The sequence below is a fragment of the Streptomyces sp. NPDC050988 genome, from assembly GCF_044456225.1.
Lineage (GTDB): Bacteria > Actinomycetota > Actinomycetes > Streptomycetales > Streptomycetaceae > Streptomyces.
This window is the reverse complement of the sequence record NZ_JBITFQ010000021.1, coordinates 138,407-160,251: the sequence shown is the minus strand read 5'-3', so window position 1 is coordinate 160,251 and position 21,845 is coordinate 138,407. Positions and strand designations below refer to the sequence as shown.

Here is a 21,845-nt window from a genome sequence, read left to right as displayed (position 1 = left end):
GCAGTTCCCCGCGCCCCTTTGGGGCGCCTCTTGGGGCGCGGGGATGTTTGCCAGGCCTCAGAGGGTTAGGAAGGCCGCCGTGAGCAGTGTGAAGCCCGCGCCGCCGAAGGCCCAGGCCAGGCGGGGCAGGCGCAGGCCGCCCGCTACCACCATCGAGGCCAGGAGCAGTGCGCCGCCGAGCGGGGCCCAGGCGTAGAGGAGTCCGCCGGTGCCCGTGCGCACGACCTCGTCGCTGCCGGGCTTGACGGCGACCGTGTAGGTGCGGCCCTTGTCGACCGCGACCTCGCTGTCGAGGACGACCCGGTCGCGGGCGGTGGACCCTTCCGACAGCGGCCGGTACGGGCCTGTGCAGCGGTCGTCGGCGCATCGCTCGACCGTCATCGTGCCGCGCTCACGGCCCTTGGTGAGCATCACGTGCTGGGCGGTGCCCCAGGAGGCCCAGACGCCCGCGATCAGGATCAGCGCCGCGACCGTACCCATCGCCGCGAGCTGCCCGAACCGGAGCGCCACGACCGCGTTCTGACGGGAGGCGAGGGCAGGCATGGCGGCGATCCTTGGCCATGGCCCTGCGCTCGGTCAACTCCGGTGGGGCTCCGTGGGGGGACAAGTCCCGTGTTGTACGGACCTTCTGTGCGGATCTTCCGGCGGGCCGCCGGGGTTTCCCAGTGGCCGACCGGAGCCCTCAGGAGTTGTACGTCGACTGAGCCCGCTCCAGGCCCTCGATCACCAGAGCCTCCACCGCGTCCGAGGCACGGTCCACGAAGTAGTCCAGTTCCTTGCGCTCCGTCGCGGAGAAGTCCTTCAGGACGAAGTCGGCGACCTGCATTCGGCCCGGCGGGCGGCCGATGCCGAAGCGGACGCGGTGGTAGTCCGGGCCCATCGACTTGGTCATCGACTTCAGGCCGTTGTGGCCGTTGTCGCCGCCGCCGAGCTTCAGCCGCAGCACGCCGTAGTCGATGTCGAGTTCGTCGTGGACAGCGACGATGTTCGCCGTCGGCACCTTGTAGAAGTCGCGCAGCGCCGTGACCGGGCCGCCCGACAGGTTCATGTACGACATCGGCTTGGCCAGGATCACCCGGCGGTTCGCCGGTCCCGGCGGGCCGATGCGGCCCTCGATCACCTGGGCCTGCGCCTTGCCGGCCCGCTTGAACTTCCCGCCGATCCGTTCGGCGAGGAGGTCGGCCACCATGAAGCCCACGTTGTGGCGGTTCCTGGCGTACTCGGGGCCGGGGTTGCCGAGCCCCACGATGAGCCAGGGGGCGCCTGGTTCCGTGGTCACGTCCGTGTCTCCCATGGGTCCTCGGTCGGCGGGCTGTCCGGATCAGGGACACGCACCGGCCGCCGCCCCCTCGGGAGCGGCGGCCGGCGCACGGTGATCCGGTGCGGGATCAGACCTCGGCGGTCTCGTCGGCCGCGGTGTCCTCGGTGGGCTCCTCCGCCTGGGCGGCCAGGACCTGGAGCACGACGGCGTCCTCGTCGATGACCAGCGTGGTGCCGTCGGGGAGCGGGATGTCCTTGGCGAGGATGGAGGCACCGGCCTCCAGGCCCGCGATGGACACGGTGACCGACTCGGGGATGTGCGTGGCCTCGGCCTCGACCGTCAGCGTGCTCAGCACGTGCTCGAGCAGGAAGGCGCCCGGGGCCAGCTCGCCCTCGGTGTGGACGTAGACCTCGACGGTGACCTTCTCGCCGCGCTTCACGGTGAGCAGGTCGACGTGCTCCAGGAAGCCCTTGATGGCGTCACGCTGGACGGCCTTCGGGATCGCCAGCTCGGTCTTGCCCTCGATGTCCAGGGTGAGCAGGACGTTCGGGGTACGCAGGGCGAGCTGGAGCTCGTGGCCCGGGAGCGTGATGTGGACGGGGTCGGCGCCGTGGCCGTAGACGACCGCGGGAACCTTGTTCTCACGGCGGATGCGGCGGGCGGCACCCTTGCCGAACTCGGTGCGGGTCTCGGCGGCGAGCTTGACGTCGGCCATGGTCACTCCTCGTAGAACAGATGGGGAAGGTGGTCACCCGGCCAAAACATCGGCCTGCTACGAAGAGCGCGTCGATAACGGACCGCCGCACCAAAGAGTGCGGCCTCCCTCGCCGAGCAACTGTGACAGCTTACGGGGCGGGGAGGCCGTACAAGAAATCGATCTACGGGGCCCAGGGGACCCCTCGGGCCGGCTACTCGTCGAAGAGGCTCGTCACCGAGCCGTCCTCGAAGACCTCGCGCACCGCGTTGGCGATCGTCGGCGCGATCGACAGCACGGTGATCTTGTCGAGTTCCAGCTCGCCCGGGGTGGGCAGGGTGTCCGTGAAGATGAACTCGCTGACCTTGGAGTTCTTCAGCCGGTCGGCGGCCGGGCCGGAGAGCACACCGTGCGTGGCCGTCACGATGACGTCCTCCGCGCCGTGCGCGAACAGCGCGTCCGCGGCGGCGCAGATCGTGCCACCGGTGTCGATCATGTCGTCGACCAGGACACAGACCCGGCCCTCGACGTCACCGACGACCTCGTGGACCGTGACCTGGTTCGCGACGTCCTTGTCGCGGCGCTTGTGCACGATCGCCAGGGGCGCGCCCAGGCGGTCGCACCAGCGGTCGGCCACGCGCACGCGGCCGGCGTCCGGCGAGACGACCGTGAGCTTCGTGCGGTCCACCTTGTGGCCCACGTAGTCCGCGAGCAGCGGCAGCGAGAACAGGTGGTCCACCGGACCGTCGAAGAAGCCCTGGATCTGGTCGGTGTGCAGATCGACCGTCAGGAGGCGGTCGGCACCGGCCGTCTTCATCATGTCGGCGATCAGACGGGCCGAGATGGGTTCACGTCCGCGGTGCTTCTTGTCCTGCCGGGCGTAACCGTAGAACGGCATGATCACGGTGATGCTCCGGGCGGAGGCCCGCTTCAGAGCATCGATCATGATGAGCTGCTCCATGATCCATTTGTTGATCGGAGCAGTGTGGCTCTGGATGAGGAAGCAGTCGGCGCCGCGGGCCGACTCCTCGTAGCGGACGTAGATCTCGCCGTTGGCGAAGTCGAAGGCCTTCGTCGGGACGACCCCGACACCCAGCTGGTGGGCGACCTCCTCGGCAAGCTCGGGGTGGGCGCGGCCGGAGAAGAACATCATCTTCTTCTCGCCGGTCGTCTTGATCCCGGTCACAGCACTGTCTCCTCAGAGGTGTCTCAGCCGGATGTTGAGATGTGTTCTCAGATGCGGTCCCAGCTGGGTGTGCGGGTGTGCATCTATCACGGTACGCCGAGTCCGACCCACCGCTTTCCGGTCAGCTTTCGTCGGCCGACTCCCGGGAAGCCGCCTCCGCCGCCTTCGCGGCCGCGCTTCCGGGACGCTTCCGGGCCACCCAGCCCTCGATATTCCGCTGCTGGCCCCGGGCGACGGCCAGTGAACCGGCCGGCACGTCCTTCGTGATGACGGAGCCCGCGGCGGTGTAGGAACCGTCCCCGACCGTGACAGGCGCCACAAACATGTTGTCCGAACCGGTCTTGCAGTGCGACCCGACCGTGGTGTGGTGCTTGGCCTCGCCGTCGTAGTTCACGAAGACGCTCGCCGCGCCGATGTTCGTGTACTCGCCGATCGTCGCGTCGCCCACGTACGAGAGGTGCGGGACCTTCGTGCCCTCGCCGATCGAGGCGTTCTTCGTCTCCACGTACGTACCCACCTTGGACTTCAGTCCGAGGCGGGTGCCGGGGCGGAGATACGCGTACGGACCCACGTTCGCCTGGGGGCCGACCTCGGCGCCGTCGGAGACCGTGTTGTCGATACGGGCGCCCGCGCCGACCCTGGTGTCCTTCAGGCGGGAGTTGGGGCCGACCTCGGCGCCCTCGGCGAGGTGCGTGGCGCCCTGGAGCTGGGTGCCGGGGTGCACGATCGCGTCCTGCTCGAAGGTGACGGTGACGTCGATCCAGGTGGAGGCGGGGTCGACGACGGTGACGCCGGCGAGCATCGCCCGCTCCAGCAGCCGGTCGTTGAGGATGCGGCGGGCCTCGGAGAGCTGGACGCGGTTGTTGATGCCGGCGATCTCGCGGTGGTCGCCCGCCACGGAGGCGCCGACGCGGTGACCGGCCTCGCGGAGGATGCCGAGGACGTCGGTCAGGTACTCCTCGCCCTGGCTGTTGTCGGTGCGGACCTTGCCGAGCGCGTCCGCGAGCAGCTGCCCGTCGAAGGCGAAGACACCGGAGTTGATCTCACGGATCGCGCGCTGCGACTCCGAGGCGTCCTTGTGCTCGACGATCGCGGTGACCGCGCCGGAGACGCCGTCGCGCACGATGCGGCCGTAGCCGGTGGCGTCCGGCACCTCGGCGGTGAGCACGGTGACCGCGTTGCCGTCGGTGGTGTGGTTGGAGGCGAGGTGGCGCAGGGTCTCGCCGCTGAGGAGGGGCGTGTCCCCGCAGACGACCACGACGGTTCCGTCGATGCCGCCGCCCAGCTCCTCCAGTGCCATCCGCACGGCGTGCCCCGTGCCGTTCTGCTCGGCCTGCACGGCGGTCCGTACGCCCGGAGCGGTGTCGGTGAGGTGCGCGGTGACCTTCTCGCGGGCGTGGCCCACGACGACCACCAGATGCTCGGGCTCCAACTCGCGTGCGGCGGCGAGTACATGGCCGACGAGGGAACGGCCACAGATGTCGTGCAGGACCTTGGGTGTGGCCGACTTCATACGGGTGCCCTCACCCGCTGCAAGAACGACGACGGCTGCCGGGCGGTTGGCGCTCACGGGGATGCCCTTCGGCTTCGGATGGCTGGGGTGCCTTTGGGGGGTGGACATCCGCAGGATACCGGGGCGTTGTGAGGGGGAAATGTGAGTGGGCCCCGACAGTGCTGTCAGGGCCCGATGTCTGCTCCCCCGCCAGGACTCGAACCCGGACAGATGGCACCAAAAGCCACAGTGCTGCCAATTACACCACGGGGGATGGAACACGACGGGACCGGAGATCCGGTCGGGCCGCCGAGTCGACATCCAACACTATGCCGTACCGGGTGCCTTCGGTGCGACGGTACTTCGACGGTGCCGGGAGCTGCCGGGTGGTGCGGGAAGGGTGTGGAGTGACTCGTGGGCGGCTTGAGGCGGTTCTCGGGTTTCGGCGGATTGCGGCGGGTTTCGTGTCTGTTCGATTACGGCGAGTGGTGTAGGCCAGTACGCGAAACTCACCGGAAAAGCGGCGGGGGACGACCGTAGGCTGGAGGCATGACCACGACGGGGGAAGAACGCGCCACAGCCCTGACAGGGCCGTGGTGGTGGGCGAGGTGGCGCAGCGCGGTGCTCGACGGGACCCTCGCGCTGGTGTCCGCCGTGGAGTGTGCGATCGAGGGGTATCCCTTCGCGGACGCGGCGGGTGTGCCGGTGCCCGCCGGGATGGTGTTCGGGGCCCTCGCCGGGTCGGTGCTGCTGTTCCGGAGGCGGTGGCCCATCGCCGTGGTGCTGGTGTCGATCGCCATCACACCGGCCCAGATGGGGTTCCTGATGGGGCTCGTCGGGCTCTACACGCTCGCCGCGTCCGAGATGCCCCGGCGGATCATCGGGGCGCTGGCCGGCATGTCGCTGGTGGGGACGCTCATCGTCACGTACGTGCGCGCGCACCAGGGGATGGTGCGGGGCGATCTGAGCATGGTGGGCGACTGGTTCGTGCCGTTCGTGTCCATCACCACCTCGCTCGGGATGACCGCGCCGCCGATCCTGCTCGGGCTGTACGTGGGGGCCAGGCGGCGGCTGATGGAGAGTCTGCGGGAGCGGGCCGACTCCCTGGAGCGGGAGTTGCAGCTGCTGGCCGAGCGGGCCGAGGAGCGGGCGGAGTGGGCGCGCAACGAGGAGCGGACCCGGATCGCCCGCGAGATGCACGACGTCGTCGCGCACCGGGTGAGTCTGATGGTCGTGCACGCGGCGGCTCTGCAGGCCGTGGCCCGCAAGGACCCCGAGAAGGCCGTCAAGAACGCCTCTCTCGTGGGGGACATGGGCCGGCAGGCGCTGACGGAGCTGCGGGAGATGCTCGGGGTGCTGCGTACGGGCGAGGGGGGTTACGGGGGTTCCTCCGTGCGGATGCAGACCGTGCCGCTGGCCGCGGTGGGGGTCGCGGCCGCCGCCGCGGCGTCCCGGGCCGTGGACGAGGAGACGGGGGACGGACCCTGCCTCGACGACCTCCAGGAACTGGTGGGGCAGTCCGCCGCCGCGGGGATGGTCGTCGACCTGTTCGTGGAGGGCGACGCCCGGGGCTACGCGGCCCTGGTGGAGCAGACCGCCTATCGCGTGGTGCAGGAGGCGCTGACCAACGTCCACAAGCACGCCGCCGGGGCGAAGACCCGGGTACGGGTCGCCCACCGCGGCGCCGAGATCGCCATGCAGGTGGAGAACGGCCCCCCGCCCGAGCCCGGCGCCGCCTCCGACGCACGGCTGCCCAGCGGGGGGAACGGTCTGGTGGGAATGAAGGAACGAGTCCTGGGCCTCGGGGGCGTATTCGTCTCCGGCCCCACCGACGCAGGCGGCTTCCGGGTGTCGGCGGTCATCCCGGCAGAGGCAGCGTGAGCGCGCCCGGGGTGGCGTGAGCGCCACCGGGGGGTGACTTGAGGCTGGGCCGGGTGATTTGAGGCTGGGCCGGGATGGCGTGAGGCCGGCCGGGGTGAGTCGGGCCTCGAGCCGAGCTGGAGTGAGTCGGCCGGACTGGAGTGGGCCAGGCCGAGCCGAGCCGGAGTGGGTCGGGTCCCCGGGCCGAGCCCGAGTGGGTCGGCCTGGCCGTGAGCTGGGGATGGGCCGAACCGGGCCGGGGTGAGTCCGGCGAGGACGGGACGGGCCGCGCCGGTTGAATCCGAGCTGGATCAAGTTCGTCGGGCCGGCCGGTCGTGGAGAGCGCGTGCCGGGCCGCCGGTCGTGAGAGCGCGCGTGCAGGACCAGCGGTCGTGAGAACGCACGTGCTGGGCCAGCCGGTCGTGGAGAGTCCGGGCCGGTTCAGCCGGCCGTCAGGCGTATCGGTTCCAGGCCTGAGACGAGTGTGGTCAGGGCCTGGTCGATGGTGGCGCCCAGGTACCAGTCGCCCGTGTGGTCGAGGGTGTAGGTGCGGCCCTCCGCGTCGATGGCGAGGAGGGCTCTGGTGTCGGACTCCTCGCCCAGTGGGGCCACTTCGCTGTCCAGGGCTCTGCCCAGGTCCACGAGCGTACGGGCCATGTGGAGGCCGTGCAGGGGGTCCAGGTGGAGAGGCGTCGGGGCGATCTGGCGGCCCGGGGCCGTGGCCGGGATGTGGAGACCGCCGAACTCCGCCCAGGCCTCGACCGCCGCCGGGAACACGGAATGACGGTGACCGGCCGGCGACTCGTGGCCGCGCAGGGCGTCGGCCCAGATCTCGGCCTGCTTTATGTCCCAGCGTCCCGGCTGCCATCCCGCGGAGCGCAGCGCGGCGTCGACCACGGCGGAGAACCGGGTCGAGGTCGGTGTGGGGGAGGGAGAGGTACGGTCGGTGTGCATCGGACCTTCGCGTTCGTCTGAGCTGCCGCGGCCGTGGTTCGGCGGCTTCTGCAAGGGGCGCCGGTGACGCCCTGTGTGGGGGAAGAGGGGTTTCTCAGTCCCCCGGTGCCGTCGGATCGACGATGCGTACGCCGAAGTGGGCGCTGAGCGCGGTGCAGGAGCGGCAGGGCGGCGCGAAACTGCCGTGCAGCGGGTCGCCGTCCTCGCGGATGCGGCGGGCGGTGAGTTTGGCCTGCTTGAGGGACTTGCGGGCCTCTCCGTTGGTCATGGGTTTCCGGGCGGCCCGTTTGGAACGGTCCGCGTCCACCGCCGTGATGTGGCGGGAGATGAGGATCACTTCGGCGCAGCGGCCGGTGAAGCGGTCGCGCTGTCCGCTCGTCAGTGTGTCGAGGAAGTCCCGGACGAGCGGGTGGAGCGGCGGCGGCTGGTCGCCCCGGCCCGCCGTGCCGGTGAGCGTCGCGCCCCGTACGGACAGGGCGGCGGCGATGGTCGGAAGTATGCCGTCCCGGCGGTGGAGGAGTGTGGGAGTGACGGGTGCCTCGGTGTTGCTCCAGCCCACCCTGGGGTCGCCGGACCTGCCTGTCTGCGTTGAGTTCATCGTCCTGTTTCCTCCCCTTACCGCATCCCCCGGTGCTCGGACAGAGTGCCAAACTCCGTGGCTGGTGCGGAAGCTGGGGCGCCGCGACACGCGTGGTCTTCGTCGCACCGTCACGGCGCGATGACGGCAGGTCACGGAACCGGAGTCCCGCTGGCCGGTACGGAACCGGAGGCCCGGTGACCGGTGTCGTTCAACCGCATAGGCTGTCGATATCCGCGATCCTTCAGAACGCCGCAGGGGGCAACCGCCATGACGACAGGTCGGCTCGGGCAACAGGCCGCGCCGCCGAACGCGGCCTACGCCGGGCAGGTCGTGCACTTCCCGGACCCGGTCCGGGCGGCGCGTCACCCGAGAGGTGTACGTGTCGACGACCGCGGCTATCCCGACTTCTCGTTCTATGCGCGTGCCGCCGCGGAGATCGCCGAGCCGCCCGAGGGGTTCGGGGTCGACGAACTCCGGCTGACGGACTACGTGTCGGCGAACGCCGCCATGGCCGCGGACGGCCACGACCTGTGGGACACCATCCCGCCCGTCGCCACTCCGCACGGCTGGACCTGGCACCACGTGCCGGGGACGCGGCGGCTGGAGCTGGTGCCGGTCGAGGTGAAGGCGCTTCTGCGGCACCACGGTGGACTGGCCACGGCCGCCGTGGACCAGAACAAGCGCGGGACCCGGCCCCTGCAGGAGACCCGGCCCGCGCACTTCGTGCTGCCCAAGGCGGCCGTCGCGGTGACCGAGCAGGAGGTGCTGGGCGTCGAGGAGGACCTTGGGTACCGGCTGCCCGGCGCGTACCGGTCGTTCCTGAAGGCCGCCGGCGGGAGCGCCCCGATGGGGGCCGCGCTCGACGCCGAGCTGGGACTCCTGGTCGACCAGCCGTTCTTCACCGTGCGCGACGAGGCCGCCGTCAACGACCTCGTGTACGTCAACAAATGTCTGCGGGACCACCTCACCAAGGACTACCTGGGCGTCGGCTTCGTCCAGGGCGGCCTGCTCGCCGTGAAGGTCAAGGGCGACCGCGTCGGGTCCGTGTGGTTCTGCGCGTACGACGACGCCCGTGACCAGGACCTGTGGGCGCCCCCGGAGCGTGTGCAGCGGCTGCTGCTGCCCTGCGGGGACGACTTCGACCAGTTCCTGGCCCGGCTCGCGGGCAATCCGCCCGAGCTGGAGACCGTGGCGAATCTGATGGTGGACGGTGGATTCGCGCGGGCGGTGTCCGTGTCCGCGGTGTCTTCGGTTGGGGAGTGAGCGTCCGATGGTGACCTTCGCGCAGGCGCAGGAGCGCGCGGAAGAGTGGATCAACGGGGATGTGCCCGGCTACCAGCACCGCGAGGTGCGGGTGCGGGAATTCGAACTCGGATTCGTGGTGTGGGCCGAGGACCGGGCCGAAGGACCGCGGTCCGACGGCGGTGCCCAGCGGCTCGTCATCGCCCGCGACAGCGGAGAGGCCACGCTGTGGCCGTCGCTGCCGGTGGGCGAGGTTATCCGCCGGTACGAGGAGGAGTACGGGCTGCCGGACGCGGCGCCCGATCCGGCGCCCGCGCCTCCCGCGCGCGTCGACCTCAACCAGACGTCCTTCCTGTTGACGCCGCCGGAGTGGCTCCAGGAGGCGGCGGACCGGATGGGCATTCCGGACCGGCGGGACCGGACGTCCGGCGGCGCGTCGGGCGGTTCGTCGGGCGGCGGTTCGCCGCGTCCGTCCGACGGGACTCCGGACAGGGCGTCGGACGGGGCAGCGTCCCGTCCCGCCGCTGCCGCCGCCAGTGACGCGGTTCCGTCCAGTCCGTCCAGCGGTTCTGCCGGTCCCGCCCATGGAGGGGCCGGGGGCGGAGGGGCGATTCCCGAGACGCTGCCCGGGCCCGGCGTCGGCCCGGGGGCATCCTCCGCTCCGGGTGGCGGTACGTCGTGGCCCGCCGCCGGCGGGGAGACCCCGGGCGGTTCCGGGGTGCCCGCCGACGCCACGCCGTGGGCCGGGACCGACACCAACGCCGAGACGGGGGACGACCGTTCGGTACCGCTCCCCGCGACCGTGTACGCGCCGCAGATAAGGGACGTCGGGGACGGGAGCGCCGGCGGCAGGCCGTCGGATCCCGACGCCGCGCCCGAGGCCCAGACCAAGCTGATCTCGGGCGGCAGCCAGCTCCCGAGCACGGCCGTCGCGCCCGCGCTGGGCGGCCCGAACGCGCCCTCGTTCCCGCAGAGCCCGGGGGGTCAGGGGGGTCAGGGGGCTCCGGCCGGTCCTGGCGGCCCCGGTGGTCCTGGTCCGCAGGGCACCCCGCCGCCCGGTGCGCCGTCCTCGTACGGCTACCCGCAGGGTTCCGGTGCGCCGGGCACACCCCCGCCGGGGTCGCCTTCCTCGTACGGCTATCCGCAGGGTCCTGGCGCCGGTACGCCTCCTCCGGGCGCGCCGGCCGGTGCGCCGGGCACACCCCCGCCGGGGGCGCCTTCCTCGTACGGCTACCCGCAGGGGCCCGGCGCCGGTACGCCGCCTCCCGGTGCGCCCGGGACGCCTCCTCCGGGTGCTCCCGGTGCCCCCGGTGCTCCCTCGTACGGCTTCCCGCAGGGTGCTCCGCAGCCGCCCGCCGGGCCCAATCCGCCGCAGCCGCCGCCCGGTTCGGGTGCGGGCGCGCGGCCGTTGCCCCCCGACGCCGGTGACATCGCCGACGCCGCCACCAGCAAGGCGCAGGCTCCGCCGCGCGGTGCCCGTGGTGCGGGCGCGGTCGGCACGCCGCCGCCTCCGGGAGCGCCCGGAACGCCCGGCGCGCGACCGGGTGGCGCGGCTCCCGCGTCCGGTCCCGGTGCGCCGGGGACGCCGGCCGGTGGGTACGTACCGACTCAGCTCGTCTCGCAGCTCGGCCCCGACGGGCCGGGCGGGCCCGGGACCCCGCAGCCTCCTGGAGCCCCGGGTGCCCCTGGCGCTCCGGGTACCCCTGGCGGTACGCCTCCGGGCGGTGTCCACCACGCGGCGACCATGCTCGCCGACCCGAACCAGCCCGGCGCGCCCAAGCCTCCTGGTGCGCCCGGTACTCCGGGTGCCCCGCAGCCTCCCGGCACGCCCAACAACCCCGGCGGTACGCCCGCCGGTGGCGTCCACCACGCCGCGACCATGCTCGCCGGTCCGGCGGTGGGCGGCCCCGGCGCGCCCCAGCCTCCGGGTGCTCCGGGCGGGCCAGGGGCTCCGGGAGGTCCTGGCGGGCAAGGCGCCCCCGGCACCCCCGGCACGCCCGGTGCCGTCCACCACGCCGAGACCATGCTGTCCGGTCCCCCGAGCGGCGGCCCGGGCACGGCCCCGCCGCCCCAGGCGCCTCCCGGGATGCCGCCGGGCGCTCCGGGCATGCCGCCGCCCGGTCAGCAGCCCTTCCCCGGGCAGCCGATGCCGGGCCAGCCCATGCCGGGCCAGCCGATGCCGGGACAACAGCCCCCGGCCTACGGCTACCCCCAGCAGGGGCAGCCGACCGTCGGTCCCGGCTACCAGGCGGTCCTGCGCTACCGGGCCCAGGACGGGAGCGAGCAGCAGCTCATCCGGCGTTCCGCGCCGGGCACCCCGCACCCGGAGTGGCAGATCCTGCACGAGCTGCGCGCGATGAACGTGCCGCCGCAGCAGGTGCTGGAGCTCCACACGGAGCTGGAGTCCTGTGAGCTGCCGGGTGCGTACTGCGCCCGGATGATCCGGGAGAGCTGGCCGCAGGCGAGGATCACCAGCATCGCCTCGTACGGCACGGACCACGCGAGCCGTCAGCAGGGCATGGCCCAACTGCTCGCGCACCAGGGCGAGTTGCACCAGGTCGCGGACGGTCCGGCCAGGCCCGGGCCGGTACGGTCGCCGCTCCCGCCGGTGCAGCCCGCGCCGCCGATCCCGCCGGAGGCGATCGGGCAGGAGCTGGCGGCGGCGTTCGGACCGGGACTGTTCCGGTTCGACCAGGCGGCCGTGTCCCGGCAGGGTGTGCCGCCGATCGTGGCGCACACGCTGGTGGTGGCCGGACTGCCTCTCGACATGAACCCGTTCTTCTGGGCGCAGGCCCAGCCGGGCCGCCCGGTGCCGACGCTCGCCGAACTGGCGCAGGAGCGTGGCGTCCAGCCGTCCGCGGACGCGGGCTCGTACCTCGTCATGGGCAGCGACTTCGGCAAGGCGATCTGTGTCCAGTACGGGACGGCGCACATCGTGGCCGTGCCCGTGGAGGCGGGTCCCGGCGGCGCTTCCGTACCGCCGCAGTTCGTGAACACGGGGCTGCCCGAGTTCGCGCGCAGCCTCGCGCTGCTGGGTCGTATGTGGCGTCTGCGCTTCGGTCTCAACCAGGAGCAGGCGGGCCGCTGGACCGTCGACTTCCAGGCGCAGTTGGCCGCGCTCGACCCGGCGGCGCTCGGTTCGCCGGAGAGCTGGTGGTCGGTGCTGCTGGAACAGATGTGGGACGGCTTGCTGTGACGTCGAGTCGCTGAACTCTTCGAACGTCCTGAGAGGGCCGGGCCCGGTCGGTTGACCGGGCCCGGCCCTTTTGCGTCACATCTCCGCCCGACCCTTTATCCGGAGTGTCGCGTTATGAACACTTCCGTCTGATCCACCAAGATGTGCGGCAAATCATGTCGTACGTCGCATGCCGGAGAGGGGATTCGAGGATGAGCAACGCATCGGTGTCGCCTCATGGCTTCGAGGCCGTACGGGGGCGCGGTTACCGCCCCGACCAGGTCGAGGCGTACGCCGCGGCGCTCTCCCGGGGGCGCGACGCCGCCTGGGAACGGGCCGCCCGCCTGACCGTCCTGGCAAGGGAGATGGAGGCCGAGGCGGACCGGCTGCACGAGGTCGTGGCGGGGCTGGCTCCTCAGACGTACGAGACGCTCGGCGACCGTGCCCGGCGGCTCTTCGAACTGGGCGAGGAGGAGGCCGCGGCCGTGAGCGAGGGCGCGCGGCGGGAGGCCAGGCTGGTCGTGGAGGAGGCCGGGGCGGCGGCCGGGCAACTGCGCGCGGCAGCGGCCGCGGAGGCCGACGCGGTGCGCGGTGAGGCCGAGGAGCGGGTTCGGCACCGGCTGCTCGCCGCGCAGGCCGAGGCCGACGAGATGCGCATCGCGGCGCGGCGCGATGTGAAGGAGAACCGCGGTGAGGCGCTCGCCGCGCTGCGCGAGACGCGGCGGCGCAGCGTGGCGCTTCTCGCCGAGCAGGAGAGGGAGCACGCCGAGCGCTGGGAGCGGGTTGGGCGCGAGGCGGCCGAACGGGAGGCCGAGTTCGACGCGCGGTACGACGAGCGGGCCTCGCGTGCGGTGGGGGAGCTGGCCGAGGCCGAACGGGCTCTCGCCGAGGCCCATGAGTCCACCCGGCACCTCCAGGAGGACGCCGAGGCCCGGGCCGCCGAACTCCTCGCGGAGGCCCGCCTCCACGAGGACCGCATCATCCGCGAGACGGAACGCGTCCTGCGCGAACACGGTGACGAGTGGGACGACGTCAGCGCCCACATGACCCACGTCCGCAACAGCCTCACGGCCCTGACGGGCCGGGCGACGGCGGAGTAGCCCTCGGTACGTTGTCGGCTGCGGCCCGGTGGGGGCTGGTCGCGCAGTTCCCCGCGCCCCTAAAAAAGATGGGGCTGAGGTCTGGGTGTCGGCTGCCGGCCGGCCGTGGTTGATCGCGCAGTTCCCCGCGCCCCTGGAAGGTGGGGCTGAGGTTTGTGTGTTGGCTGCGGGGCGGCTGTGGTTGGTCGCGCAGTTCCTCGCGCCCCTGGAAGCGGAGGGTGCCCCTGGCTTTTTAGGGGCGCGGGGAACTGCGCGAACAGCCCCCACCGGCCGGCAGTCGGCACACAGACCTCAGCCCCCCCCACCCCCTTGGTCGCCTAGTCGCCCCTCCGGACGGCCCCCGCCAGAATCCAACCCTCCACAGCCTCGTACTGCTTCCGCTGTGCCTCAGCCGCCCCCCGCCCGGAGGCCACCGTGCCGAGCCAGCCGAACAGGAAGCCCAGCGGAATGGAGACGATCCCGGTCGTGGTGAACGGGAACCAGGTGAAGTCATGGCCGGGGAAGGCTGATATGGGCGACCCGGACACCAGATTCGTACCGGTCATCAGAACGAGCGTGCTCACAGAGCCGCCGATGAGCGTGCACATCAGCCCGGCCCGGGTGTACCGCCGCCAGAACAGGCTGTAGACGAGCGCCGGCGCTATCGCGGACGCGCCGAGGCAGAACGACAGCGTCACCAGCGGCTGCAGGCTGTGGTGCTGGACCAGCGTGGCCAGCAGGATCGCCGGGATGCCGACCGCCGCCGCGGACGCCCGCGCCAGCGTCATCTCGCGGCGCGGCGACAACTGCTTCCTGCCGTGCGCGAAGACGTCATGGGCAAGGGAGTTGGCGCAGGCGAGGATCATCCCGGCGACAGAGGCGAGCACCGTCAGGAAGATCGCCGCCGTGACGGTGGTGAACAGCAGGGTCTCGGCCGTCGAGACGTCCGCCCCGAACGCGGCCCGGGCGCCCAGCAGATACGCCGTGTTGCCCTGCGGGTCCTCCGCCGCGATCGCCTCCCGCCCGATCAGAGCCGTGGCTCCGAACCCGACGACCGTGATGACCAGCACGAACAGCGCCACGGCCGGCACCGCCCACGACATCGAACGGCGTACCTGACGCGCGCTGCCCGCCGTGTACATACGCATGGTGATGTGCGGCAGACAGGCCCCGCCAAGCACCACCGTCAGCTCCGAACTGATCATGTCCAGGCGGGGGTTGGGCCCGCCCGCGAACTGCAGCCCCGAGCTGAGGAACGCGGACCCGGCCCCGCTGTTCCCCGCCGCCTGGCCGAACAGACCGCCGAGGTTCCAGTCGAACTTGTTCAGGATGAGTACGGCGATGACGGCGCCCGAGCCGAGCAGCATCACGATCTTCAGGATCTGGATCAGGGCGGTGCCCTTCATGCCGCCGATAGCCGCATAGCTGATCATCAGCGCGCCGAGCCCGATGATGCAGCCCGTCTTCAGCCCTTCGCTGGAGAAGCCGAGGATGAACGCCAGCAGATCGCCGGTTCCGGCGAGTTGGACCAGCATCAGCGGGAGCAGCGCGGCCAGCGTCGCCACGCACGCCGTGATGCGTACCGCCCGGCCCGGCATCCGCCGTGCCAGCGCGTCGCCCATGGTGAACCGGCCCGCGTTCCGCAGGGGTTCGGCCAGCAGGAACATCAGCAGCATGAGGGAGAGGGCCGTACTGAGGGCGAGTACGACCCCGTCGTACCCGAAGAACGCGATCACGCCGCTCGTGCCGAGCACGGTGGCCGCGGAGATGTAGTCGCCCGCGATGGCCAGGCCGTTGCGCATGGGGGAGAGGGAGCCGTAGCCCGTGTAGAACTCGTCGAGGTCGTCCCGGTCCGGGCCCGTCATCACGCACAGCAACAGCGTGATGGTCGCCACGACCGTGAACGCCACGAGCGACATCGCCTGGGCGGAACTGCTGAAGCCGGTCACCTGCCCGCCTCCGCCCGCTTGGTGTCCAGCTCCGTCTGCTTCCGTATCCGCTCGGCGATCGGGTCCACGCCCCGGCGGGCCGTGTACTCGTACAGCGCGATCGCCACGCAGGTGACGGGCATCTGGAACAGCCCCAGCAGCAGGCCGAGGGGCAGCCCGTCGGCCACCTCCCTCGTCATGAACGAGGGCGCCCACGCGGACAGGACGAGGAACAGCGTGAAGTAACCGAGCGCGGTCAGCGTCGCCACGCGCCGCTGCCAGCGGTACGCGGTGCGCAGCACCCGCAGGTCGCTGTGGTGCCCGAGCGCGGTGTGGCGATGCCGGTTCGGCCGCCGGGCGGGTTCGGGCTCCGGCTGTCGCGGAGCCCACGGATACGTCGGCTCGGTCGGGTACGTCGAGTAGGACGGTGACGAGTTGTGGGGCGGATGGTGCGGCGGAACGGGGTACGACGGGGACGAGTCGTAGGACATCCCGGTTCTCCTTGCGTGGCTCGGGCCCGGTGCGGACCGCAGGGAGCGGGGGGTGAGCGAGGACGCACGCTACTCGCAGGTAGCAGGCCTGCGCGAGCGTTTCACCAAACTGTCTGGTCGGTATGCGCTTACTTCGCTGACCTGGGGTGTTACCCCCGTTAACCCGCACGCCTGTGCCCCTGTCGACCTCTTGTGATCGAAGTGTGAGCAACTTGAGTGCGCAGGTGTCCCGTTCGAACCGTTACTCTCCTCGTCGACCAAGAAATCCTCATCAAAAATTAAAGATCGCGGGGGGAAGAGTGCGGCGAACCAGTCGCAGAAGAGCGCTGCGCGGGGCGATGACCGTCGTTTCCGCAGCGCTTGCTTTGGCCGTTGCCCCGGTCGAAGCGACAACATCGGGAGCGGAGGCCGCCGACGCAGCGGCCGACGAGGCCGCGCGCGGCAAGGCGTTCTGGGAGGACGACATCCTGCCCGCCGCCACCGCGGAGGAGAAGGCGTCACAGAAGGCCGTCGGTTCGGGGAAGGCCGTCGAGGTCGGCGAGTTGACGACGGCGACCAGCCGGGTCGTCGCGAACCCCGACGGAACGTTCACGGCCGAGACCGCGACGTCGCCCGAGCGGGTACGGAAGAACGGCGCATGGACCGCCGTCGACACCACCCTGACCGTGCGGCCGGACGGCAGTCTCGCTCCGCGTGCGGCGGAGGACGTCCGGCTGTCCGGCGGTGGGAAGGACGCACCGCTGGCCCGGCTGGTGACCGGTGACAAGGAGTACGCAGTGTCGTCCCCGTGGACGTTGCCGAAGCCGGAGGTCGACGGGTCGTCGGCCGTCTACGACTCGGTGCTTCCCGATGTGGACCTCGCGGTTCAGGCCCATCCGGACGGGTTCACCTACCACTTGGTGCTTCACTCGCGTGAGGCCGCTGCCAACCCGGCCCTGAAGAAGGTGGAGTTCCCGGTCGAGAGCCGGGGACTGTCCGTGCGTGCGGACGGAACCGGCACGGCCACGTTCGTCGACGACACCGGACACGCGGTACCGGTATGGCGCTGCTGACGGACGAGGGCGACGCCGTCGTCGTCACCGGCAAACGCGCGTGAAGGGCAGTGGGCGATACGTCTCAAAGGACGGCACGCGCGTTGTCAGCCAGGGCAGGTAGCGCCCACCCCTGCCGCGCGTAGGAGCGACACGTTGCACGGGTGATCAATTCTTGGCTCGGGCCCTTAATTCGCTAAGCGATGCGCTCAGCAGTGAGGAACGTCGTGTAGTCGATCACTGCAGGCGCCTTGACATTGAGTTTGCCGGCGTCAGTAGTGAGTTCTTCCTCGTACGCGAACAGGTCGCCGGTTGAGGAGTCGAACACTAGAGTCCTCTTGTTGGGCAAACCGCTGGAATCAGTGGTTAGGGAGAAGGCCTCCCCTGTCCTCTTGGCGCGGTCTTCTACTGTCCCTTCGTAGACGATGCCCTCGGTTTCCTTCAGGACCCGCAGCAGCGCGGCACGCTGTGCCGGGCTGAACACGTGGTCCCTGAACCGCTCGGGAATGACCTCAAATGCCAGGTCCGGGCTCAGTGAGGCGTGCCCTGCGGCGAGCCACTCCTTCATCCCGCCGGGTGTTGAGGGCGGCTCCGCGTTGGATGTCTTGGAAGGTTCGGACGAATCGGACCAGGTCTTCGGGTCTTTCCCTACAGAGCCGGCATTTTCCCAGGTCTTGCGCTGTTCTTCGTTCTGGAACTGCGGCCGGAGTGTCCGAGCGGTCCACTGGCTGGACCCGTCCGCCTTCTCCCATGTCTCGCGGTGTTCGGGGATTACTGCGGAGGTGACCTGAGTGCCATCAATGGAAGTGGACAGCGACCACCCTTCCGTTACGAAGTGCTCCGACGACCATGCTGCGGGCCGATTGTCCCGTATGCCTTCGATGCGTTGGGCGATCTCCTCCAGTGCTTCACCCGCGGATCGCGTGCTGTGCTCATAGCGCAGGGGTTCAGGAGTCATCGCATAGGCCGGCTGTGACGTCGTGCTGAACGGGTCGACAACGACGATAAGGGCGGTCATTGCCGTAGCTACGCCCGCGCTAGCCAGGATCCAGCGGCGCGGACGCGGGGGCTGTCCTTTGGGAACAGTTCGGCCTGTGCTCAGGATTGCACCCAACTGGGCTGACGCCTGTGTGGAGCCTTCGTGACTTGTCAGCCTGGCGGGGTCCAGGGCTCGCAGTTCTTCGTCGACGTTACGCATCTGCTCCTCCAAGGTTCGTGTAATGGATCGGTCGTGCATGACCAAGACTGGTGTCAGCGAGGTTCTTACGCAGCCGGGCACGGGCACGGTGTAGACGCACGTGGAAGGTTGCGGCCGTACAGCCGAGAACCAGGGCTGCCTGTCGGGCAGTTAGCTCTTCCCATACCGTCAGGCGCAGCACCTCCTTGTCGGTATCGCTGAGCGCATCGAAAGCTCGGGCCAGGCTCAAGTCGACGACCACTGTCTCGGCGCAGTCCTCGGCGTCCCGCTGTGGTTGCGTCGCGAGCATCTCGGCCAGGGTGTCGCGCCGTTGTTGCGCACGGTGTGTGTTCGCGAGCGTGCGACGTGCCACGCCGTACAGCCACGGGAGCTCCTTGGCGGTCGGTATCTCATCAAGCCGACGCCACACCGTGAGGAAGACCTCCGACACGACATCGGCGACCTCATCCGCTGACGTGCGGCGGAGCACGTAGTTGGTCACGGCTTTGTGGTGCTGGCGGTAAAGCTCAGTGAAGCTCTGCTCATCCGTTCTGGTTTCCACATCTCCTCCACCCCTGTCTATGTCCGGCACACGTCGACTTCTTACAGGCCCGGCCGCAGGCTAGTGAGCTGGTCCGGAGATGCGTGAGCAGTAGCGGCAGATGCGGTCGATGATCTGGTCGGCGGTCTTGGCCCACTTGAACGGCTTGGCGTTGCTGTTCCAGATCTTGATCCAGTCCTCGAGTGCGGTCTTCAGGTCGTCGAGGGAGCAGAACACGCCGCGTTCCAGGCAACGCCGTTCCAGCTCGGCGAACCACCGCTCGACCTGGTTGATCCACGATGAGTAGGTCGGGGTGAAGTGCAGGTGGAAGCGCGGGTGTTCCAGCAGCCACCGGTGCACCACGGGTGCTTTGTGAGCGGCGAGGTTGTCGCAGATCACGTGGACCGCCAGGCCGGGCCCGGTCTGGCGGTCGATCTCGTCCAGGAAGTCCCGGAAGTCCACCGCCCGGTGCTGCGCGGACAGCGTCCCGATCACCTTGCCCGTGGCGGTGTTCAGCGCGGCGAACAGGTCCACCGTGCCGTGCCGGACATAGTCGAAGCTGCGCCGCTCGGGTGTCCCGGGCACCATGGGCAGCACCGGCGCCGTCCGCTCCAGGGCCTGGATCTGCGGCTTCTCGTCCACCGCGAACACCGCCGCATTCGCCGGCGGGGCCAGGTAGAGGCCGACCACATCCTGGATCTTGTCGATCAGCAACGGGTCGGGGGAGATCTTGAAGACCTCGGTCCGCCAGGGCTGCAGCCCAAAGGCCCGCCAGATGCGGTGCACGCTGGTCGGCGAGATCCCCACCTGCCGGGCCATCTCCCGCTTCGACCAGTGCGTGGCGCCCTGCGGGACCTCTTCCAGGGTGCGCACCACCACCTCCTCCACCTGGGCGTCGGTGATGGTGCGCGGCACCCCGGGACGCGGCTCGTCACTCAGCCCGTCCAGCCCGGCCCGCAGAAACCTCGCCCGCCACTTGGTCACCGTGCCCCGGTTGACGCCCAGTCGCGCGGCGACCGCAATGTTGCTGCCGCCATCCGCGCACGCCAGCACGATGCGTGCTCGCAAGGCCAGGCCCTGCGCCGTGGTCCGGCGCGTGGCCCAGCCGTGCAACGTCCGCCGCTCGGCATCGGATAACACCAGCGGCTCAAGCCTGTTGTCGCCCATCCCCACAGCAGACCGCCAACTACCAGCCAGGTCACCATCAAGGCCATGATCTGAAACAGCACACGACTCACGTGGCGACGGAGCAACTCAAGACCAGCTCACTAGGGCCTCAGCGCAGGAGTCAACTCCCGCGCGAGGCACGGAACTTACAGTTCCAATTATGGTGATTGCATGAAGGATGTCTCGACCGATAGAAGGTTGGGCACGTTCCTGACAAGATCCACCCCATGATCGTGCGAACATGCGTGCGATTCCTGTGGGGGGTAAAGCTAATGGCAAAACGAACGTTCCGTATGGCGGGGGCTCTCGCCACGGCAACGCTGCTCACGCTCGGGCTGTCAGCCGAGGCCGGCGCCGCCGAAGGGCCCGACGTGCTGCAGCAGCAGATCGACCAGGTTCTGGCGAGGACTGAGGGGGGCGTGCAGATCAGCAGATATGAGATCGCCTGGAATGGCGGCGAGGCTGTCATGGCCTTCCCCCTGCCGGGTGAGCGCTACGCACCGCCCAGCAGTGCCGCGGCGGTCAAGCTCCAGGCCGAGACTGTGGGCCTGTCTTCCGCAGAGACAGCTAAGGCCGTTTCTGCAGCAACGGAAGAACTCGACGGTACTCCCGCCCCCGAAGCTGTCCCTTCCGATGAAGAGGAACCCGCTGGAGAAGTAACAGCAGCCGCCTCAAACTGCCCGACCGAGACCTTGGGCAACGACTGGTACTGCTTCTACCAGTACAAGAGCTACGCAGGCAAGCGTCTCGCCTGGAACGCCGCGCACAAGAACTACATGTACTTCTCCGCCTACAACTTCGTGAACCGGACGTCCTCCTGGGCGAACAAGGGCGGGAAGACCATCTACGTCCGAGGACGGACGCAAAGCGGCAATGACGGATCCTGCAACCAGTACTCCAACAACGGCTGGAACGAACCGGCTCACACGACATCCACCGGGCTGTCCTCGTCCTTGGACAACACGGCGGACTGCTTCTGGACCTCCTGAAGCCATAGGCTGAACCGAGTGGGACGAGAGATCTTCTCTCTCGTCCCACTCGGAATGTCGGCCCCGACGCGTAAACCGGGGACCGCCAAAACGTAGAAAGGAGCGGCACGATATGCGTGAGGCTGACCACGATACAGACGCTGATGTAGTCGAAACGCCCATGGATCAGTTGTTGGAAGCCGTCGCAAAGCGACTTGAAGAGCAAACCGCTGGCGTTCTCGAATCCTTGCGGGAACAGGCTGCTCTGCTGCGCGAAGAAACCTCCGCATCTGTAGCAGCGTTGCGTGAACAGGCTGCCCGACTGAGGGACGAGCGAGACTTCGACACCGAGAGGAATCCTTCTCGAGACGGCGATATATCGTAGCCGTTAGTGCTGCAGTCAGGCCATCGGCAAGACCGCGAAGTGCGAGAACCAGTTCGAGATCAGCCTGATGATCCGGGACCACAAGTGATCACGGCCTACCCGTCGGGCAAATGGAGTGGGAGGATCCGAACTCCGAACTCGCGATATCACTGGGAGCGTCACCATGGGCGTCGATGTCCTTCTCATGCAGGTGCGCAGAGAGGGGACAACTTCCAAGCGTCACCATCGCTCGGTCCTGGACAGCGTTCCGGACTACTCCGACGTTTTCGCCGAGCTGTGTGAGAACAGTGGCAAGCCGATGCTGAGCAGGGTGGACCGATACGGTTCGCTGCTGATGACCTCGCAGGACATGCCGCAGTTCATCGCCGAGGTTGACGGACTGCGAAGCGGCGTCGCAGCGGCGGAGCAGGTGGCGATCCTGGACGACATCGGCCGTCTCGCGCGCCGGTGCGATGAGGACGGAAGCCTTGAGCTCCATTTGGAGGGCGACTGACGGTCACGTCGGTCCGCTGTCCGGAGTGGGGGGGGGGGGGGGGGGGGGGGGGGGGGGGGGGGGGGGGGGGGGCGGCGGGGGGGGGGCGGGCGGGGGGGGGGGGGGGTGGGTCGGGGGGGGGACGTATAAAAACAGTCGGTG

General features: G+C 69.9%; 20 protein-coding genes and 1 tRNA gene. 8 read left to right on the top strand and 13 right to left on the bottom strand.

What is annotated here, in order from left to right:
• Positions 1-57 precede the first annotated feature (57 nt).
• From ACIBEI_RS33975 to ACIBEI_RS33950, 6 genes are all read right to left on the bottom strand, one after another.
• Positions 58-543, bottom strand: a complete 486-nt coding sequence (locus ACIBEI_RS33975) for a hypothetical protein (RefSeq protein WP_398894103.1) — start codon at positions 541-543, stop codon at positions 58-60.
• A gap of 139 nt (positions 544-682) precedes the next feature.
• Positions 683-1,294, bottom strand: a complete 612-nt coding sequence (gene pth / locus ACIBEI_RS33970) for an aminoacyl-tRNA hydrolase (protein ID WP_055617957.1) — start codon at positions 1,292-1,294, stop codon at positions 683-685.
• Positions 1,295-1,388: 94 nt separating this feature from the next.
• Entirely contained in the window at positions 1,389-1,976 is a 588-nt protein-coding gene (locus tag ACIBEI_RS33965) for a 50S ribosomal protein L25/general stress protein Ctc (protein ID WP_398894102.1), read from the bottom strand.
• A gap of 193 nt (positions 1,977-2,169) precedes the next feature.
• Complete coding sequence (locus ACIBEI_RS33960; protein ID WP_200396421.1) at positions 2,170-3,141, bottom strand: ribose-phosphate diphosphokinase; 972 nt, start codon at positions 3,139-3,141, stop codon at positions 2,170-2,172.
• Between the two features lie 121 nt (positions 3,142-3,262).
• Positions 3,263-4,711 carry a bifunctional UDP-N-acetylglucosamine diphosphorylase/glucosamine-1-phosphate N-acetyltransferase GlmU gene (gene glmU / locus ACIBEI_RS33955; protein ID WP_398894100.1) on the bottom strand — a complete coding sequence of 483 codons (1,449 nt, stop codon included), beginning with the start codon at positions 4,709-4,711 and terminating at the stop codon, positions 3,263-3,265.
• A 124-nt stretch (positions 4,712-4,835) separates the two neighbouring features.
• Positions 4,836-4,907, bottom strand: a tRNA-Gln gene (locus tag ACIBEI_RS33950).
• A gap of 275 nt (positions 4,908-5,182) precedes the next feature.
• Between ACIBEI_RS33950 and ACIBEI_RS33945 the strand changes: the two genes are divergently transcribed.
• Positions 5,183-6,514, top strand: a complete 1,332-nt coding sequence (locus tag ACIBEI_RS33945; protein ID WP_398894098.1) for a sensor histidine kinase — start codon at positions 5,183-5,185, stop codon at positions 6,512-6,514.
• A gap of 420 nt (positions 6,515-6,934) precedes the next feature.
• Here ACIBEI_RS33945 and ACIBEI_RS33940 read toward each other — a convergent pair whose 3' ends face one another.
• Both ACIBEI_RS33940 and ACIBEI_RS33935 read right to left on the bottom strand, forming a co-directional pair.
• Entirely contained in the window at positions 6,935-7,447 is a 513-nt protein-coding gene (locus ACIBEI_RS33940) for an SUKH-3 domain-containing protein (protein WP_398894096.1), read from the bottom strand.
• A 94-nt stretch (positions 7,448-7,541) separates the two neighbouring features.
• Positions 7,542-8,045, bottom strand: coding sequence for a YwqJ-related putative deaminase (locus tag ACIBEI_RS33935; protein ID WP_200396417.1), 504 nt, complete (start codon positions 8,043-8,045; stop codon positions 7,542-7,544).
• A gap of 249 nt (positions 8,046-8,294) precedes the next feature.
• On the opposite strand from ACIBEI_RS33935, the gene ACIBEI_RS33930 reads away from it, so the two are divergent.
• The 3 genes from ACIBEI_RS33930 to ACIBEI_RS33920 all read left to right on the top strand — a co-directional run bounded on the left by ACIBEI_RS33930 (position 8,295) and on the right by ACIBEI_RS33920 (position 13,544).
• Positions 8,295-9,290, top strand: coding sequence for an SMI1/KNR4 family protein (locus ACIBEI_RS33930; protein WP_398894094.1), 996 nt, complete (start codon positions 8,295-8,297; stop codon positions 9,288-9,290).
• Positions 9,291-9,297: 7 nt separating this feature from the next.
• Positions 9,298-12,465: an SUKH-4 family immunity protein gene (locus ACIBEI_RS33925; protein WP_398894092.1), complete on the top strand. Its 3,168-nt coding sequence runs from the start codon at positions 9,298-9,300 to the stop codon at positions 12,463-12,465.
• Between the two features lie 191 nt (positions 12,466-12,656).
• The gene (locus ACIBEI_RS33920; protein ID WP_398894090.1) at positions 12,657-13,544 is read left to right on the top strand and encodes a cellulose-binding protein; all 888 of its coding nucleotides are present in this window, start codon (positions 12,657-12,659) and stop codon (positions 13,542-13,544) included.
• Positions 13,545-13,861: 317 nt separating this feature from the next.
• Here ACIBEI_RS33920 and ACIBEI_RS33915 read toward each other — a convergent pair whose 3' ends face one another.
• Positions 13,862-15,442, bottom strand: coding sequence for a cation acetate symporter (locus ACIBEI_RS33915; protein WP_398894137.1), 1,581 nt, complete (start codon positions 15,440-15,442; stop codon positions 13,862-13,864).
• A gap of 26 nt (positions 15,443-15,468) precedes the next feature.
• Entirely contained in the window at positions 15,469-15,942 is a 474-nt protein-coding gene (locus tag ACIBEI_RS33910; RefSeq protein ID WP_398894088.1) for a DUF485 domain-containing protein, read from the bottom strand.
• Positions 15,943-16,280: 338 nt separating this feature from the next.
• Here ACIBEI_RS33910 and ACIBEI_RS33905 point away from each other — a divergent pair, with 338 nt between their 5' ends.
• A complete protein-coding gene (locus ACIBEI_RS33905) occupies positions 16,281-16,994 on the top strand; it encodes a hypothetical protein (RefSeq protein ID WP_398894086.1) in 714 nt (237 codons plus the stop codon).
• Between the two features lie 175 nt (positions 16,995-17,169).
• On the opposite strand, the gene ACIBEI_RS33900 is transcribed toward ACIBEI_RS33905, so the two are convergent.
• Genes ACIBEI_RS33900 through ACIBEI_RS33890 form a run of 3 tightly spaced genes read right to left on the bottom strand, consistent with a single transcriptional unit; the run spans position 17,170 to position 19,858 of the window.
• The gene (locus tag ACIBEI_RS33900; RefSeq protein WP_398894084.1) at positions 17,170-18,171 is read right to left on the bottom strand and encodes a CU044_5270 family protein; all 1,002 of its coding nucleotides are present in this window, start codon (positions 18,169-18,171) and stop codon (positions 17,170-17,172) included.
• Positions 18,164-18,712 (bottom strand): RNA polymerase sigma factor, encoded by a 549-nt coding sequence (locus tag ACIBEI_RS33895; protein WP_398894083.1) that lies wholly within the window; start codon positions 18,710-18,712, stop codon positions 18,164-18,166. The genes ACIBEI_RS33900 and ACIBEI_RS33895 overlap by 8 nt, the downstream gene beginning before the upstream one ends.
• A gap of 60 nt (positions 18,713-18,772) precedes the next feature.
• The gene (locus tag ACIBEI_RS33890) at positions 18,773-19,858 is read right to left on the bottom strand and encodes an IS630 family transposase (protein ID WP_398894081.1); all 1,086 of its coding nucleotides are present in this window, start codon (positions 19,856-19,858) and stop codon (positions 18,773-18,775) included.
• A 227-nt stretch (positions 19,859-20,085) separates the two neighbouring features.
• On the opposite strand from ACIBEI_RS33890, the gene ACIBEI_RS33885 reads away from it, so the two are divergent.
• From ACIBEI_RS33885 to ACIBEI_RS33875, 3 genes are all read left to right on the top strand, one after another.
• Complete coding sequence (locus ACIBEI_RS33885; RefSeq protein ID WP_398894080.1) at positions 20,086-20,847, top strand: hypothetical protein; 762 nt, start codon at positions 20,086-20,088, stop codon at positions 20,845-20,847.
• Positions 20,848-20,959: 112 nt separating this feature from the next.
• The gene (locus ACIBEI_RS33880; RefSeq protein WP_398894078.1) at positions 20,960-21,211 is read left to right on the top strand and encodes a hypothetical protein; all 252 of its coding nucleotides are present in this window, start codon (positions 20,960-20,962) and stop codon (positions 21,209-21,211) included.
• A gap of 163 nt (positions 21,212-21,374) precedes the next feature.
• A complete protein-coding gene (locus ACIBEI_RS33875) occupies positions 21,375-21,704 on the top strand; it encodes a hypothetical protein (protein ID WP_398894077.1) in 330 nt (109 codons plus the stop codon).
• The last annotated feature ends 141 nt before the right edge of the window (positions 21,705-21,845 follow it).

Excerpts from the sequence above, each read along its gene's own strand:
- ACIBEI_RS33875 (WP_398894077.1), top strand. The coding sequence starts at position 21,375 with ATGGGCGTCGATGTCCTTCTCATGCAGGTGCGCAGAGAGGGGACAACT.
- ACIBEI_RS33905 (WP_398894086.1), top strand. The coding sequence starts at position 16,281 with ATGACCGTCGTTTCCGCAGCGCTTGCTTTGGCCGTTGCCCCGGTCGAA.
- ACIBEI_RS33975 (WP_398894103.1), bottom strand. The coding sequence starts at position 543 with ATGCCTGCCCTCGCCTCCCGTCAGAACGCGGTCGTGGCGCTCCGGTTC.
- ACIBEI_RS33880 (WP_398894078.1), top strand. The coding sequence starts at position 20,960 with ATGCGTGAGGCTGACCACGATACAGACGCTGATGTAGTCGAAACGCCC.
- ACIBEI_RS33940 (WP_398894096.1), bottom strand. The coding sequence starts at position 7,447 with ATGCACACCGACCGTACCTCTCCCTCCCCCACACCGACCTCGACCCGG.
- ACIBEI_RS33915 (WP_398894137.1), bottom strand. The coding sequence starts at position 15,442 with ATGTCGCTCGTGGCGTTCACGGTCGTGGCGACCATCACGCTGTTGCTG.
- ACIBEI_RS33930 (WP_398894094.1), top strand. The coding sequence starts at position 8,295 with ATGACGACAGGTCGGCTCGGGCAACAGGCCGCGCCGCCGAACGCGGCC.
- ACIBEI_RS33890 (WP_398894081.1), bottom strand. The coding sequence starts at position 19,858 with ATGGGCGACAACAGGCTTGAGCCGCTGGTGTTATCCGATGCCGAGCGG.
- ACIBEI_RS33965 (WP_398894102.1), bottom strand. The coding sequence starts at position 1,976 with ATGGCCGACGTCAAGCTCGCCGCCGAGACCCGCACCGAGTTCGGCAAG.
- ACIBEI_RS33900 (WP_398894084.1), bottom strand. The coding sequence starts at position 18,171 with ATGCGTAACGTCGACGAAGAACTGCGAGCCCTGGACCCCGCCAGGCTG.
- ACIBEI_RS33885 (WP_398894080.1), top strand. The coding sequence starts at position 20,086 with ATGATCGTGCGAACATGCGTGCGATTCCTGTGGGGGGTAAAGCTAATG.
- ACIBEI_RS33910 (WP_398894088.1), bottom strand. The coding sequence starts at position 15,942 with ATGTCCTACGACTCGTCCCCGTCGTACCCCGTTCCGCCGCACCATCCG.
- ACIBEI_RS33920 (WP_398894090.1), top strand. The coding sequence starts at position 12,657 with ATGAGCAACGCATCGGTGTCGCCTCATGGCTTCGAGGCCGTACGGGGG.
- ACIBEI_RS33935 (WP_200396417.1), bottom strand. The coding sequence starts at position 8,045 with ATGAACTCAACGCAGACAGGCAGGTCCGGCGACCCCAGGGTGGGCTGG.
- pth (WP_055617957.1), bottom strand. The coding sequence starts at position 1,294 with ATGGGAGACACGGACGTGACCACGGAACCAGGCGCCCCCTGGCTCATC.
- ACIBEI_RS33945 (WP_398894098.1), top strand. The coding sequence starts at position 5,183 with ATGACCACGACGGGGGAAGAACGCGCCACAGCCCTGACAGGGCCGTGG.
- ACIBEI_RS33925 (WP_398894092.1), top strand. The coding sequence starts at position 9,298 with ATGGTGACCTTCGCGCAGGCGCAGGAGCGCGCGGAAGAGTGGATCAAC.